The sequence below is a fragment of the Rhodococcus sp. 5G237 genome (assembly GCF_053764735.1).
In genome coordinates this window covers 303896-319536 of the sequence record NZ_JBSNCD010000003.1, presented here as the reverse complement: position 1 = coordinate 319536, position 15641 = coordinate 303896, and the positions used below count along the sequence as shown (strand labels likewise).

Here is a 15641-nt window from a genome sequence, read left to right as displayed (position 1 = left end):
CGCCCCTAGTTTGGAGACAACGCCGGACAAGGAGATTTCATGACTGCCACCGAGCCTGTCGATCCCGAGCTCCAGAAGCTGTACGACGACTTCGAGACCGAACACCTGAACCCGTTGTGGACCCAGCTCGGCGATCTGATGCCGATGGCCCCGACATCCAAGGCGGTTCCGTTCGTCTGGAAATGGTCGACGCTGTACCCGCTGGCCCAGCGCGCCGGTGATCTCGTGCCGGTCGGCCGCGGCGGTGAGCGTCGCGCGATCGCGCTCGCGAACCCCGGCCTCGGTGGTGTCCCGCACGTCACCCCCACGCTGTGGGCGGCGATCCAGTACCTCGGCCCGAAGGAAACCGCTCCCGAGCACCGGCACTCCCAGAATGCCTTCCGCTTCGTCGTCGAGGGCGAGGGGGTGTGGACCGTGGTCAACGGCGACCCGGTCGCCATGCGCCGCGGTGACTTCCTGCTCACTCCGGGCTGGAACTTCCATGGTCACCACAACGAGACCGATCAGCCGATGGCGTGGATCGACGGCCTCGACATCCCGTTCGTGCACTACACCGACACCGGCTTCTTCGAGTTCGGCTCCGACGGTGTCACCGACGAGGGCACCCCGGACATCTCCCGGTCCGAGCGACTGTGGGTCCACCCCGGTCTGCGCCCGCTCGTGGGCCTCGACCGCAAGACCAGCTCGCCGATCGCGTGCTACCGCTGGGAGCACACCGACCGTGCGCTGAACGAGCAGCTCGCCCTCGAGGACGAGGGTTACGCCGCCACCCCGGAACCCGGCCACGCCGCCGTCCGCTACACCAACCCCACCACCGGCGGCGACGTCATGCCGACGATCCGCGCCGAGTTCCACCGACTGCGCGCCGGCGCGCACACCCGCGCCCGCCGTGACGTCGGATCCGTGGTCTTCCAGGTCTTCGACGGTGAGGGCCGCTTCCATCTCGCAGACAAGAGCCACGACGTCACCAAGGGCGACATGATCGTCGTCCCGTCCTGGGTCGAGTGGTCGCTCGAGACCGACAAGGGTGTCGATCTCTTCGCCTTCTCCGACGCGCCGATCGTCGAGCGTCTGCACTTCAACCGCACCATCATCTCCGAAGGAGCCTGAACCCCATGCGTCTCGCCACCCTCCGCCTCGACGGCGGCACCGCCGCCGTCCGTGTCGACAGCGACTCCAGCGCCACCGTCATCGACGGTTACGCCGATCTGTCCGCGCTGCTCGCCGATTCGAACTGGGAGTCGGTCGCCGAGCAGGCATCCGGAAAGACCGTCGACCTCGGCTCCGCCGACTACGCCCCGGTCGTCCCCGCGCCGGGCAAGATCGTGTGCGTCGGCCTGAACTACGCGACCCACATCAAGGAGATGGGCCGCGACCTGCCGGAGTACCCGACCCTGTTCTCGAAGTTCAAGGAAGCCCTCACCGGCCCCTACGACGATGTGGTCGTTCCCTCCTACGCGGGGTCGCAGCTCGACTGGGAGGCCGAACTCGCCGTGGTCATCGGCAAGCAGGCCTACCAGGTCTCCGAAGCCGACGCCGCCGAGTACATCGCCGGCTACTCCGTGATCAACGACTACACGATGCGCGACTACCAGTACCGCACGCTGCAGTGGGATCAGGGCAAGACCTTCGAGAAGACCAGCGGTTTCGGTCCCTTCCTCGACACCGACTACCAGCTCGGCACCGCCATCGAGACCCGCCTCGAGGGCGAGGTCATGCAGTCGTCGAACACCAACGATCTGGTGTTCACCCCGGCCAAGCTCGTCGACTACATCTCGCACATCGTGACCCTGCAGCCGGGCGATGTCATCATCACCGGCACCACCGGCGGTGTCGGCCACGCCCGCAAGCCCGCTCGCTACATCCAGAACGGTGAGGTCTGCGAGGTCACCATCGAGGGCCTCGGCACCGTCCGGAACAAGACGATCATCAAGTAGGAGAAGCCGAACCGTGGGATTCAACGATCTCGACCTGTCCGAGCGGCTCCTCATCGCCCGGCGGGGCACGGCGTACCTGTCGCAGCGGCTCGCCGAGCTCACCGACGACGAACTCGACGGTCCCACCCTGCTCGACGGGTGGACGCGCCGGCATCTCGTCGCGCACATCGGCTACAACGCCGCAGCATTGTGCCGCCTCATGGACTGGGCGGCGACCGGTGTCGAGACCCCGATGTACTCCTCCACCGAGCAGCGGGCGCAGGAGATCGCCGAGGGCGCGACGCTGAATCCCGCCGCTCTGCGGAACCTGTTCTCGCACACCGTTGCCCGCCTCGACGAGAAGTGGCGGCACCTGCCGGAGGCGGCGTGGCAGTCGCAGGTGCGCACCGCGCAGGGCCGGCTCGTGCCGGCCGAGGAGACCGCCTGGATGCGCACGCGCGAAGTGTGGATCCACGCGGTCGATCTCGACAACGGTGGGCGCTTCGGCGACTTCCCGCCCGTCGTCCTCGACTCGCTGCTCGACGACATCGTCGGCATGTGGCGCAAGAAGGAGCTCGGTGCGGGCATCGCGCTCGAGGTCGAGGGACGCGACGCGGTCCGGGTGAACGGCGACGCCGAGACCACCCACACCGTCCGAGGCGATCTCGCCGGTGTCGTCCGCTGGGCGGCCGGTCGCGGCGCCGTCGGCGTCACCGGCGGAGAACTCACGCCGCCGCGCTGGCTCTGAGGTTCCTGCACGTACGAACGACGAAGGCCCTTCCATCCCCGAGGATGGAAGGGCCTTCGCCCTTCTGCGGGAATGGAAGAGCTCTCGTCCGTCTACCGGACGGACCGATCAGCGCGGATCGCGCTCGCAACCGATCCCGTCGTTGTCGCGGTCGAGACGCGGAGCGTATCCGGGGTCGTTGCGGTGGACCGGAGCAGCGCCCGCATTCCATGCCTCGGTGCAGTTCTCGAACCCACCGCTCGGTGCGGCCGGAGCCTGACGGGCCGGGGGTGCCGGCGCGACCTGCGGAGCCGCCTGGGGTGCCGGCGGGGCAGGGGGAGCCGGAGGTGCCGGCGGCGGAGCGAACGGATTGAACGATCCGCTCGGAACGAGATCGGCGATGCCCTTCGGGAGCAGGTCCACGAGAGGGAAGGCGGTGGCGGTCGACGGTGCGGCGACCGTCAGAGCCACACACCCCAGCGTCGCAGCGACGATGCGGCGGAACTTCATGCGCGAGGCCTTTCTGTACTTCGTCCGGATCCGATTTGTCGGATCCGATCGAAATGTCGGCCTGGGCGGCGCGGGTGTTACGTCGCCCGGTCGCAGACGACGATCGGCCCGCTCGCGACCGGATGTCGCGAACGGGCCGATGTACTCCGGGCCTGCCGGGGGACGGCCCGGATGCCTGTCGTACGCCGGGATCAGCCGGCGTCAGTCTCCTCGAACGGCACGACCACCTTCGGGTCGATCCGCATGACGGTGTACCCCGCCACCGCTCCGGCGCCGAAGCCGGGAGCGAAGATGCGAACCGGTTCGGTGATGACCCCGTCGCGGACCGCGTCGTGGATCGCGAGCGGGATGCTCGCCGACGACGTGTTGCCGACCTTCTCGATGTTGAAGTACAACCGGTCGGCCGAGAGTCCGGCGTTCGCGGCGAGCTCGATGACCATCGTCTTGTTCGCCTGGTGGGGAACGATGAGATCGATGTCGTCGAGCAGCGAACGCTCGGCGTCGTCGGGGGACGGGAGGGCCTTGATCTCGTCGAGCATCTGCGCCAGATAGCGACCGGCGAGCGTCTTCACTTCGGGTCCGTAGACCGTGATGAAGTTGTCGAAGTCCGGATTCGGCCAGATGATCGAGTTGACCTCGCTCGTCGGTCCGCTCGCGTAGCTGTTGAAGAACTCGAGATCGGGTGCTTCGCCCTCGGCGGCCGGCGAGATCACCATTGCCGCGGCGCCGTCACCGAAGATCATGCGGGACGGCCGGACCGTGCCGATCTTGTCCGAGAACTTCTCGACGCACACCACGAGGACGGGACGCTTGACCTGCTGGAGGATGCGGGTCGCCTCGGCCAGGCCGTAGGGCAATCCCGCGCACGCCGCGATCAGGTCGAACGAGGCATGGGTCTGCCCGATGCCCAGTTCGCCCGAGATCCACGTGGCCAGCGACGGGATCAGCCGCCCGCTCGTGCACGTGCAGGTGATGACCGCGCCGATGTCCTGCGGGCCGACACCGGCGTGGGCGACCGCCTGCTTCGCCGCCGTCAGGGCCAGGTCCTCGAAGGTTCCCGAGGTGTACCGGCGCTGCTCGATCCCGGTCTTGGCCGTGATCTCGTCGGCCGACATGGGCGACCAGTTGTAGGCGGTGTTGCGGATCAGGTCCTCGTTGGTGCACACCTGGTCGCCGTGCGCGACCGCGATCGCGTCGATGCGGGGTGCGATCGCGAACTCCGAGCGCACGTCGACGGCCGGGTAGGGCGCAGACGGTGCCACCGGTTCGTGCCGCGTGTACGAGGTGGCCTTGCGGGTCTTGCCCGACATGACCCGGTTGATGAACCGCTGGACCTCGCGATTGCGTGGATGGGAGACCACGACGTAGTCGTCGTCCTTCAGGTCCGCGACCCGGACGAGTTCGGTTTCGCTTCCGTCCCAGGGCTGCTGGTTGTGCAGAACCATCGACCAGCGGCTCAGGGCCTCGAGTTCGGCGACGTCCTCGTGGCAGTCGAGGATCTCGTCGTATCCGAAGACGGGATGGTTCGGATCGTAGTGGCGAACACGCAGGGTGATGTTCTCCGGATCGGAGACCAGCTGCGGCACAGTCGGCTTGACCGTGGGCAGGTCGCCGGCGAAGTGGCGACGCGAACCGAAGACCGCGAAGAGCCGATCGAAGATACGGTCCTCGGCGGCACTGTCCCACGCGCGGGGGAGAGCGCGGTAGGCCTCCTCGACCGCGCCCAGCCGCTCTTCGGCCTCGGGCCAGGGAGTCAGGCGCGGCATGTAGACGTCGTCACGGTTGCGGGGCACGTCGCCCCAGCGGGTGACGCGCCGCTCGAACATCATCAGCGGGAAGCGGTCGGCCCAGAAGACGTTGAGGGCCATGTCCCGCATGATCTCGAACTTCGAACCGTACTTGCCCAGTTCGTGCCGGGAGAGGATCTCCGAGACAGTGGGTGCCTTGGTGTCGAAGTCGCGACGGATGACGGCGTCGAGGTGGTCGACGCTGCTCAGCGTGGAGAAGTCGAGTTCGGGAACAAAGTTGGAAGGGAAGACTATTCGGCCGTGCCGATTGAGCTCGAATGGCTGCATGTGCGAGGGGACCGTTCGATTCGAAGTAATGGGTGGGGAGGGCGGATCACATGTCCAGGCCGCCGTTGACGCCCCACACCTGACCGGTGATGTACGAGGAGGCGTCCGCGGCGAGGAAATGCACGACCCGGGCGATCTCCTGCGGGTCGGCGAGTCGCTTCACGGGGATGGTGTCGGTGATGCGCGCGAGAACCTTCTCGGGGATGGACTCGACCATCTCGGTGGCGACGAAGCCCGGGGTGACGGTGTTGACGGTGACGCCGATGCCGTTCGGGTCCAGCTTGTCGTTCTTGGCCAGGTGGAAGGCCGCTTCCTTGGCGAGGGTCTTGGTCAGACCGAACAGGCCGGCCTTCGATGCCGCGTAGTTGGCCTGCCCGATGTTGCCGGTCTCGCCGATGACGGAGGAGACGTTGACGATGCGTCCGGTGCCGCGCTCGAGCATGTGCCGCAGCGCGGCCTGTGCCAGGTAGAACGCGCCCGAGAGGTTCACGCCGAGGACGGTGTCCCAGTCCTCGTCCTGCATCTTCAGCACCGTGCGGTCGATGGTGATGCCGGCGTTGTTGACCAGGATGTCGAGGCGACCGTGCGTGTCGATGACCTCATCGATGGTGCGGCGGCAGTCGTCGGCGTTCGCGACGTCGCCGCGGTGCACCGAGTAACGGACGTCCTTGCGGCCCTTCTCGTTCAGGTCTGCGAGGAACTGATCCGCCTGAGCCGTGTTGCGTCCGTAGCCTGCGGCGACGGTGGCACCCTGGCTCGCCAGGCTGCGGCTGATCGCCGCACCGATGCCGCGCGTGCCGCCGGTGACGAAGGCGACGCGTCCGCGGAGCTTGTTTCCGCCGGCAGCGATCTGCGAAGTGGGTTCGATGGTGCTGGTCATGCTGATCTCCTCGCTGTGCGAGGGGGCGACGGGCGCGGCTGTTCGCCGACGTCGCACAAACGCCCCCTGCGCGTTGATTTCCCTGTGGAGGAGCACGTTTCGAATCCCCCTGATTCGAACGCGTGTCCCCTGATACGGGCCTTTATTGACTCGTAACTCCCTGCAGCAACAATCATGCACCACCTCGATCATGTTGTCACCAGGAACAATTCGAGCCTCGAATTTCGGCAATTTGTCCGAATAGATCGAGAATTGTTGTAGCGCAATCGAATTAGATGAAGATTCAGGGTTACTTCATGGTACGGACATGCTGAATGTTCGTACCGGTCCTGGACGTACAGCCTGTACGGATCGGATTGTTCCAGAATGGCACAACGTGCTACCGGGGAGTCAGGTACAACTGTGTGCACATGGCGTGGATGCGAATGGCCTTCGACGTTTATATCGAAAGGTGTTGCAGGAAAACGAGTTATGAGTCGATCGCCTGACAGGGGTGGCCGCTCGGCACCCGTCGCGGAGAGGCGCACTCCGTGCCGCGGAAGCTCGACCGAGGCGAGCCTCCCTGTATTCCCCTTTCGAAAATGCGCCACACCTCGCATCGGTGTGATTCTCGACACTACGGCGGGTGATTGTGTCGAAGCACAGTTCTTTCCGGTGGTGAGAGGATGGCCGCGTGAGCAACACTCGTCTTGTCGAAACACCGGTGGCCGAACTCGAGGTGCGTCTCGACGGGGAAGGGCCGGTAGTCGTCCTGCTTCCCTCCCTCGGACGCGATTCCTACGAATTCGATCCGATCGCGAGCGACCTTGCGGCAGCGGGATTCACCGCTCTGCGACCGCAACCCCGAGGAATCGGCAGGAGCCGTGGACCCATGACCGGCCTCGATCTGCACGACCTCGCGGGTGACGTCGCCGCCGTCGTCGAGCATTTCGACGCCGCACCTGCCGTGGTGGCCGGCCACGCATTCGGGCACTACGTGGCCCGGGTGCTCGCAGCCGATCGGCCCGAACTCGTCCGGGGGGTCGCCGTGCTCGCCGCCGGTGCCCGCCGGTTCCCGGCCTCGCTGACCGAGCGTGTCGCCAAGTGCTCCGACCTCTCGCTTCCCGATCATGAACGACTCGTGCACCTGCGCGACGTCTTCTTCGCCGAAGGACACGATCCGGCGGTGTGGCTCGACGGGTGGTGGCCCGAGGCGATCGTGTCGCAACGGGCAGCGATGGCTGCGACCGACAAGGAATCGTGGTGGACGGTGGCGCTGTCACCTCTGCTCGACGTACAAGCAGGAGAGGACGTCTTCCGGCCCGCGGAGACCCGCGGTGAGCTCGTGGACGAGTTCGGGAGCGAACTCGTTTCCACGGCCGTCGTGCCGGGTTGCGGGCACGCCCTCGTCCCGGAGGCTCCTCACGAGGTGGCCCGGATCCTGGTCGAGTGGATCCGTACGCGTCTCGGATGAAGATTTCGTCATCTTCGACTCATCGACCCCTCATCGTCGTGCGCCAGAGTTATCGGTGACCAGGACGAACACCGAGTCGAGGAGAACGATCATGGCGATGAGTCGCACCGCATGGGCCGTGACCGCTGTGGCGGTCGCGATGACCGCCGGCACAGTCGGTTTCGTGTCGGCGAACCGGGGTGAGTCCGCTCCCTCCGAACCGTCGTCGTTCACCGTCGCCCGTGTGGCGGACGAGACGACGACCGGCGGCCCGGACGGAACCGTTCGGGCGGGCGTCGACCCGGCCCGGGATGCGCGGCCGGGAGAACTGCCCACCGACATCCCCTACATCGACGTCACGACGTGCGATGCGTGGTTCGAGGACTGGGACGACACGGTGCCGGACCACGTCGAGGACTTCTACGACGAGTGGGACGACCGCTGCGACGATCTGCACGACGACGACCACGACGACCACGACGACGACCACGACGACGACTGGGACGACGACCACGACGATTGACCGGCACGACGGCCCCACGACGACGAGACCCCACCGGAAGTGTTCCGGTGGGGTCTCGGTCCGTCTGCGTGGGTTACGCGAGCGTGCGTGCCATGCCGCGCTCGACGGCCGCGATGATCTGCGGCCGCAGCTCGACCGCCGGCACGATCGCGTCGACCGAGCCGACCTGCTGTGCGCGCTGGATGTTGTGGATCGCCTCGAACTCGGCTGCCACCTCACCGAGCTTCTCCGACCGCACCGCGGTGCGCAGAGCGGTGAGCTCGACACCCAGTCGCGCCTTGTCGCCGTCCTCGGCGGCCCGCAGCTGGGCCTCGAGTTCCACGACCCGCGGATCGCTCGCGGTGCGCTTGTTGACGTCACGGGTGAAGACCACCGCGGCCGCCGGAGCTCCACCGAGCACCGAGGCGAACGAACCCTCCACGGCGAGGACTTCCATGTTCTCGTTCAGTGCGCCCGAGAACACCACGAAGGCACCACCGTGGTAGCGGGAGACCACGACGAACACGATCGGACCGTCGAAGTTGACGATGGCCCGGCCGATCTCGGCGCCGTACTCGAGCTGAAGGTTGCGCAGCGACTCGGGGGAGCCGTCGAAGCCCGACAGGTTGGCGAGCACCACGAGCGGACGGTTGCCGCTCGCCGCGTTGATCGCCCGCGCCGTCTTCTTCGACGACTTGGGGAACAACGTGCCCGAGGTCCACTGGTCCGGTCCGTCGGCCGGGAACCAGCCCTTGCGCGGGATCGCGCGGGACTCGATGCCGATGACCGTCACCGGGTTTCCGCCCAGGTGCGCGTCGAAGACGACCGAGGTGTCGGCGTCGGCCATGTCGGCCCACCGCTCGAGCACCGCGTGGTCCTGGTCGACCACCGAGCGCATCACCGTGCGGATGTCGAACGGCTTCTTGCGATCCGGGTTGGTCTCGGACGAGAAGATGTCGCCCACGGTGGTGAAGTCGCTGGACGGATGCACGTGCGGGTACACGCACACGTTGCGGTCGACCGGGTCGGTGGACGTGGCCTTGCGCGGGAAGCGCTCGCCCGGCGCGACGTAGGCGTGGGCATAGTGCGCGAACAGCGTCTCGATGGCGGCACTGAGGTTGGGAGCCCAGTACTGCGCCTGACCGTTGGGGCCCATGACGCGGTCGTAGCCACCGATACCGAAGTTGTCCTCGGCGGAGACGCCACCCGAGTAGTCGAGCGACTGCTTGCCGGTGAGCACCATGGCGCTGTCCGGGGTCATCACGAGGATGCCCTTGGTGTGCATGAGCATCGTCGCCTCGGCGTTCCAGTACGGCTGCGCGCCGACGTTGATGCCGGTGACCACGACGTTGATCTCGCCGCCGTTCTGCGTGAACGTGATGATGCGGCGCAGACCGCGCGACACCCAGTCCATGTTCTCGGTGCCCGAGTCCATGGAGATCGTCGCGCCGGACGACAGCGCGAACCACTCGACGGGGGCATCGAGGCTCTCCGCCAGGTCGATCGCGGCGACCACGCGGGAGCACTCGGCCTCCGCGACGGTGCCCAGCGCCTTCGTGGGATCACCGAACAGCGCGACGCGCTTCATGCCCTCGGGGTAGCGCGGGGTCGGGGTGTCGACGACACCGACGATCAGACCCGCGGTGTTGCGGCCGTAGGGGCGGTCGACGGGCACGAGGGCGCCCTGCTCGTCGAAGTCGTACTCGACGAAGGTGCCCTCGCTGCCGGTGAGCAGCGGGATCAGCTCGTACGGGTAGACGGTGCCGCGGGCACGGGACCGCTGGACCTTCTGGGTGTACTCGTCGAGCGGCTTCAGCGGCTCCTTCGGCGGCTCGGTGACCCGCACGATGACGCCCGCACCGGAGCGGTACGAGAAGCGCAGGGCGACCTCGCGTGCCGGCTCGTCCTGACGATCACGCCACGACCCGATGACGGTGATCTCCTCGAGACCGGCGCCCACGGTCAGCGGCGCGGCGTTGCGGCCGATGCGGCGCAGATCCTCCATGTCGAGATCGACGGCAGGCCACACGTAGAGCACCACGCGGTTCGCGTCGAGACGTCGCCCCCCGCGGTTGGCCTGGGCGCGGCGCATGCCGTCGAGCGAGCTCGCGAGAGCACGTTCGAAGGCCGGCAGTCCGACGATGCGGCCGGACTCGTCGCGCTGCGGCGTCAGGTCGCGCACCTCGGCGAGGGCGATGAACCGCTCGTCGGACGGATTGTCCTGCGACACCAGGTGATACAGGTAGGTGTCCGGGTTGGCGGGCAGGCGGGTGCCGTCGAAGTTCTTCAGGCGCCAGAGATCCAGACGCTGACCCGTGAGCGGGTGGATGTCGCGGATGTTGGCCTCTTCCGCGTACCCGGTCTCGTAGGGGCGGAAGGTGAACACGTGCTCTTCTGCCGTGTCGGTGTGGCAGACCGTCACCGTCACGCGACGGGCCGCACCGGTCACCGGGCGTGCGGCGAGTTCGGCGCGCAGCGCGTCGGCCTGGGCGTCGGCATCGGCCGGAGCGTCGTCCCACGCGAGGTACAGGTCGATCACGAGGTTTTTCGTGTCGGGAACCGAAGCCGCCGACTCCTCGACGGCGTCGAGCAGCGACGCGAACTCCGCCTGCGGAGCCTCCGCGGACATCAGGTACAGACGCGTGCCGCGCAGATCGAAGTTGCCGGTGACGAACTGGTGCCCGCCGACCGTGCACGAACGCACGTCCTCGAGGGTGCGGATCTTGTACGCCCGTCGGACGATGACCTCGAGCAGCGGGCCCGGAACGGACTCGGGACGCGTGATCTGCTGTGCGAGAAGGTCGATCAGCGGCTCGGGCGTGGCGACGAGCGAATCGATGCGCTGCGCGTAGTCCGTCGCCTGCGGATGCTCGGCGAGGTACGCGAGCGAACCGCGGACCCCGTCGTAGGCCTGCTCGCGGGCCTTGCGGATCACCGGCTCCTCGAAGTAGCGGTACCGCAGGTTGCGGGCGGTGTCGCCGATGACCGGGAAGCGGACCTGGGTCGCGACGATCAGTCGGTCGAGGACCTCGTTGAGCTCGTGGGAGATCCCCACCTCGGTGTCGTCGCGCTCGACCCAGCGGTCGAGCAGCGAGGTGACCACGGGGACGTGGGCCTCGATGCGCTCGAGCGCGAGGAACAACCGGTAGACGGCCTCCTCGAGCTCCGGGGTGCGATCGAGTTCGAGGACGTCGTAGTGCCGCAGGGCGCGGGCGAGGCGCGCGCGGAAGCTGTCGGGCAGACCCCCGACCTCGACGTCGAGCGACTGCAGGTAGCCGTGGAAGAACTCGCGGGGGCTGTGGACCCGGTCGTCGCTGTTCTTCTCCTCCTCGGTCGGACGGTTGCGCGACAGTTCGCACACGTCCGCGAAGGTCGTCAGCAGCGAGAGTTCGGCGCGGACGAGTGCGCACGAATCGACGGAACCGGAGAGACGCTCGTACTCGGCGAGCAGCGCCGCGGTGCGCTTGGCGGACACGTCGTATCCGGTGACCAGAGCGGCGAGCGAGTCGAGGCGGGCGAGAGCGTCGGCCGCGACGTCGTCGCTGACCGAGGGCGCCGGTGCGGCGAACTCGACGCGCTCGACGGTCTCGGTAACGACCTCTTCGACGATCTGGTCGACCCGCAGGAGCGGGGCGCCCGCGTCGACCTGCGCGTTGACGACGCCGAGGATCTCGCGGACCTTGCCGGCGAAGGGAGCGCGGACCGCGGTCTCCATCTTCATCGACTCGAGCACGACGAGCGTCTGGCCGGCCTCGACCTCGTCACCGACGGCGACGGGAACCGCGACGACCACGGCCGGGGCGGGCGTGCGCACCACGCCGGCCTCGTCCTGGCTGATCTGGTGGCTGATGCCGTCGACCTCGACGAGGAAGTGGGCGGGACCGGCGATCGACACCACGTTGTGGCGGCGTCCGCCGAGGGTCAGGCGCGACTCGTAGTCGCCCAGCCGCTCGACGTCGACGTCGAACTCGGCGGATCCGGTGTCGACCCGGTAGCGGTGCGGGCCGACCTGGCCGACGACGAGTTCGTAGGCCTGGCCCTGGTAGCTGAGCTCGATCTTGCGTCCCACGGCGTGTCCGGCACGCGGGCGACCGCCGCGGGCCGAGGCGAGGAAGGCGGAGCGCTCGCGGGCCTCGTCGGTGTCGTAGACGTCGACGGCGGTCGCGATGAGAGCGACGTCGGCGACCTTGGACGGACCCGTCTCGGTGCCGGCGCCGGTGCGGTCGAGCCAGCCGGTGTCGGCGGAGGCGTCGACGACCTCGGGGCGGTCGAGCAGATCGAGCAGGAACGACTTGGTCGTCGTGCCGCCGTCGAGGACGACGGTGGTCTCGCGCAGAGCGGTGCGCAGGCGGGCGAGTGCCTCGTCGCGGTCGCGGCCCCACGCGATGATCTTGGCGACCATCGAATCGTAGTCGGGCGGGATGACGTCGCCCTGGGCGATGCCGGTGTCGACACGCAGACCGGACCCGAGCGGGAACTTCAGCAGCTGCACGGTGCCGGGGGCGGGTGCGAAGCCGTTGGCGGCGTCCTCGGCGTTCAGGCGGGCCTCGACGGCGTGGCCGAACTCGGAGGGGCACTCGCCGGGCAGCTTCTCGCCGGAAGCGACGAGGATCTGCAGCTTCACGAGGTCGATGCCGGTCGTGGCCTCGGTGATGGGGTGCTCGACCTGGAGGCGCGTGTTGACCTCGAGGAAGGTGAAAATCTTCAGGTCGGGCTGGTAGAGGTACTCGACGGTGCCGGCACCGGCGTAGCCGGCGGCGCGGACGAGATCGGCCGAGACCGCGCGCAGGTGGTCGGACTGCTCCTTGGTGAGCAGCGGCGAGGCGGACTCCTCGATGACCTTCTGGTTCTTGCGCTGGATCGAGCAGTCGCGCACACCCGGGGCCCACACGTTGCCGTGCTTGTCGGCGATGACCTGGACCTCGACGTGGCGCGCGTCGGTGACGAGACGCTCGATGAACACGACGGGGTCACCGAAGGAACGCTCGGCCTCACCCTGGGTGCGCTCGAGGGCGAGCTCGAGCTCGTCCTCGGCGTAGACCTTGCGGATGCCGCGGCCACCGCCACCGGAGCGGGCCTTGATGATCAGCGGGTAGCCGATGGCCTGCGCATGACGGCGCGCGTCGGCGCGGGAATCGACCGGTCCACCGGACCACGGTGCGACGGGAACGCCGACCTTCTCGGCGAGGATCTTCGCCTCGACCTTGTCGCCGAGCAGACGCATGGCGTCGGCGGAGGGGCCGATGAAGGTGATCCCGAGGCGGGCGCACAACTCGGCGAAGGCGGGGTCCTCGGCGACGAAGCCCCAGCCGACCCACACGGCGTCTGCCTTCGCCTCGAGAAGCGCGCGCTCGAGTTCTGCATGATCGAGGTAGGGGGTCGCTGCCGTCGTCGACGGACGGAGGGTCACTCCTTCGTCGGCCTGACGGACGAACATCGCCCGTCGTTCGGCGTCGGTGTGCAGAGCGATGGTCCTGATGTCGTAACCGTGCTCGGAGTTGAGCTCCCGGACTGCCCGGATGAGGCGTACGGCCGCCTCACCACGATTGACCACTGCGATCCGCTTGAACATACTCGTTGCCACCGTTCTCCATGGTTTGTGCACGCACCGGGCGCGCGTCTCGAAGCTCCACCCCAATGAGGAGGACGAATCAACCGGTCCTACGTCCCACGTCTCGTGTTGGCGACGCGAGCGGGAACATGTAGCGGTCGGCTCCTCGTGGTTGGCATGGGCATGCGTGTTCGTCGTCGATCCACCGGGCAACATCCGCGGTGTCCGAAGGACCGTTTCGAACAGGTCTCCGCAGCTACGGCCGTCGGTTGTGACGGTCACGTCCCCCTGGGCGAAGGCTCCGTTCGGATAACAGCATGGAGGAAACATGAGGGTTTGTCACGTTTTGCTTCCATGCGGAGCGATCGGCGGCCTTCTCCCGGTCGAGTTTTCTCACTGATATTCGCACGCAGGGGCTTTCGTTCGGGAGCGGGTGTCGGGACGGGGCTCTCCGGCTCCGGGCGTCGCCGGTACTGTGCAGTAACACCGATCGGTAACTTTGCGAGGCGTTCGGAGCCCCTCTCGGGAGGCTCCTCGTTTCCGCTGGTACACACCGGTTTTCGTGCGCCCGGAATCGGGCCCGGTCCGGGATCGGGTAAATCGCTCCGAACCCTCCCGGACATGCTGTGACATCCGTCACGACACGCGAAAATGTGAAGGTCGCAACCGAACCGGAGTGTGGCCGTCGACGTGTCCGATCGTGACCGTCGGGCGTGCGGGATCCGGGTCGTTACCGGGCATTTCTCCGAGCCCGCGCGGAATCTGGAACAGTGGACAGTACATGCCTGCGGACGAGCCGCGAGGAGGATCCCCGTGTCCGAAGCCGATCGACCCCACCTCCCGGGACGCGACGACGCGTCCGGTCGGGACATCCCGTCGGTGGACCGGCGGACACGTATCGCCGGGCAGGTCCGCCGGTGGTGCGAGACCGGCAGCATCGAGGGCAGGCACGCTCCGCTGTCGGATGCTGCAGCGGTCGCGCTGGCCGCCGGCCACCTCGACGAATCGGCGCGTGCGGTGCTGGCGAACCGCCGACGGGTCGGCCGCCGGCTGCCCGCGCTCGACGGATTCGGTGAGCTGCGCCGACTGTCCGACGAGCACGCCCGCCTCCGCGCCCGCATCGACGGTCTGCGCCCCGGTGCCGCGCGACTCGCACTCGAGTACCGGGCCAACGAGCTCGGCAAACGCATCCGGGCGGCGCGGCAGACCGTCGTGCACTCCCCGCTGCACTACGCCCAGGGCGTCCGCGCCGTGCGCCGCGACCGGCGCGACGGACTGCACCTCGAGATCGACCAACGCGAGGCGCTGTTCGCCGCGCTGCAACGCACCCCCGCGCCCCTGCCCGTCGCGCCCGTCGAGCAGGCCCGAGGGATGGTGCTCGGTGTCGCCGTCGACCGAGTGGGCCGCTGGTCCGAGCGCACTCCGCTCGCCGACGCGGGTCGTCGCGTCGCCGAGCGGCTCGGACGCGAGGTGACCTCCGGTGACGACCGCTTCGTCGACCGCTACGACACCCTGCTCTTCCTCGCCGGGTCCCTGTACGACCGCATCGAGGCGTCGGCGGCATGGCGTTCGGAGTACTTCGAGGTTCAACGAGCCCAGCTCGACCTCGCCGAGGAACTCACCCAGATCGCGGTGGACACCGTCGCCCTGCGCGACCTGCTCGACGAGCTGCAGTCCGCGATCCGATCGGCGCCCGAGGCGCGGTCCGGTCTCGAATCCCGTGTGGCAGCTCTCGAACCGGTATGGGATCAGATCCTTGCGCGTGTCACTGCGCTCGCACGCATCGGCGACCTGCTCACGCGGGCGGAGGACCATCTGCATCTCGCGCACATCGCGCAGCGCACCGCGAGTCTCGACCAGCGGATCGACGATCTGATCGGCAGGTCGGGTGCGCGCGAGTTGTCTGCCGAGAACACCGATTTCGTCGGCGACCAGCTCGGTGCTGCGGCCGAACCGATGGTCGCGCTCCGCAGTGCTCTGTGGACGGACATCGCCGAGCTCACCGCGAAGGAGTAACTCGGAGTTACTGTCATCGGTCACATCGATTC

General features: G+C 67.8%; 10 protein-coding genes. 6 read left to right on the top strand and 4 right to left on the bottom strand.

Annotation, left to right across the window (positions count from 1 at the left end):
* Positions 1-39: 39 nt before the first annotated feature.
* The 3 genes from ACWPOC_RS08075 to ACWPOC_RS08065 are packed head-to-tail and all read left to right on the top strand — an operon-like array spanning position 40 to position 2664.
* Positions 40-1110, top strand: coding sequence for a cupin domain-containing protein (locus ACWPOC_RS08075; protein WP_120281934.1), 1071 nt, complete (start codon positions 40-42; stop codon positions 1108-1110).
* 5 nt (positions 1111-1115) lie between these two features.
* A complete protein-coding gene (locus tag ACWPOC_RS08070; RefSeq protein ID WP_120281935.1) occupies positions 1116-1937 on the top strand; it encodes a fumarylacetoacetate hydrolase family protein in 822 nt (273 codons plus the stop codon).
* A 13-nt stretch (positions 1938-1950) separates the two neighbouring features.
* Positions 1951-2664, top strand: coding sequence for a maleylpyruvate isomerase family mycothiol-dependent enzyme (locus ACWPOC_RS08065; RefSeq protein WP_120281936.1), 714 nt, complete (start codon positions 1951-1953; stop codon positions 2662-2664).
* A gap of 108 nt (positions 2665-2772) precedes the next feature.
* Here ACWPOC_RS08065 and ACWPOC_RS08060 read toward each other — a convergent pair whose 3' ends face one another.
* From ACWPOC_RS08060 to ACWPOC_RS08050, 3 genes are all read right to left on the bottom strand, one after another.
* On the bottom strand, positions 2773-3153 hold the full coding sequence (locus ACWPOC_RS08060; protein ID WP_120281937.1) for an excalibur calcium-binding domain-containing protein: 381 nt from the start codon (positions 3151-3153) through the stop codon (positions 2773-2775).
* Positions 3154-3344: 191 nt separating this feature from the next.
* Positions 3345-5228, bottom strand: coding sequence for a ketoacyl-ACP synthase III (locus tag ACWPOC_RS08055; protein ID WP_120281938.1), 1884 nt, complete (start codon positions 5226-5228; stop codon positions 3345-3347).
* Between the two features lie 46 nt (positions 5229-5274).
* Positions 5275-6108, bottom strand: coding sequence for a 3-oxoacyl-ACP reductase family protein (locus ACWPOC_RS08050; protein ID WP_120281939.1), 834 nt, complete (start codon positions 6106-6108; stop codon positions 5275-5277).
* A gap of 673 nt (positions 6109-6781) precedes the next feature.
* On the opposite strand from ACWPOC_RS08050, the gene ACWPOC_RS08045 reads away from it, so the two are divergent.
* Both ACWPOC_RS08045 and ACWPOC_RS08040 read left to right on the top strand, forming a co-directional pair.
* Complete coding sequence (locus ACWPOC_RS08045; protein WP_455408388.1) at positions 6782-7561, top strand: alpha/beta fold hydrolase; 780 nt, start codon at positions 6782-6784, stop codon at positions 7559-7561.
* A gap of 97 nt (positions 7562-7658) precedes the next feature.
* Positions 7659-8063, top strand: a complete 405-nt coding sequence (locus ACWPOC_RS08040) for a hypothetical protein (RefSeq protein ID WP_254584010.1) — start codon at positions 7659-7661, stop codon at positions 8061-8063.
* Between the two features lie 73 nt (positions 8064-8136).
* Here ACWPOC_RS08040 and ACWPOC_RS08035 read toward each other — a convergent pair whose 3' ends face one another.
* Entirely contained in the window at positions 8137-13614 is a 5478-nt protein-coding gene (locus ACWPOC_RS08035; protein ID WP_120281940.1) for an ATP-binding protein, read from the bottom strand.
* A gap of 792 nt (positions 13615-14406) precedes the next feature.
* On the opposite strand from ACWPOC_RS08035, the gene ACWPOC_RS08030 reads away from it, so the two are divergent.
* Complete coding sequence (locus tag ACWPOC_RS08030; protein WP_455408387.1) at positions 14407-15609, top strand: hypothetical protein; 1203 nt, start codon at positions 14407-14409, stop codon at positions 15607-15609.
* The last annotated feature ends 32 nt before the right edge of the window (positions 15610-15641 follow it).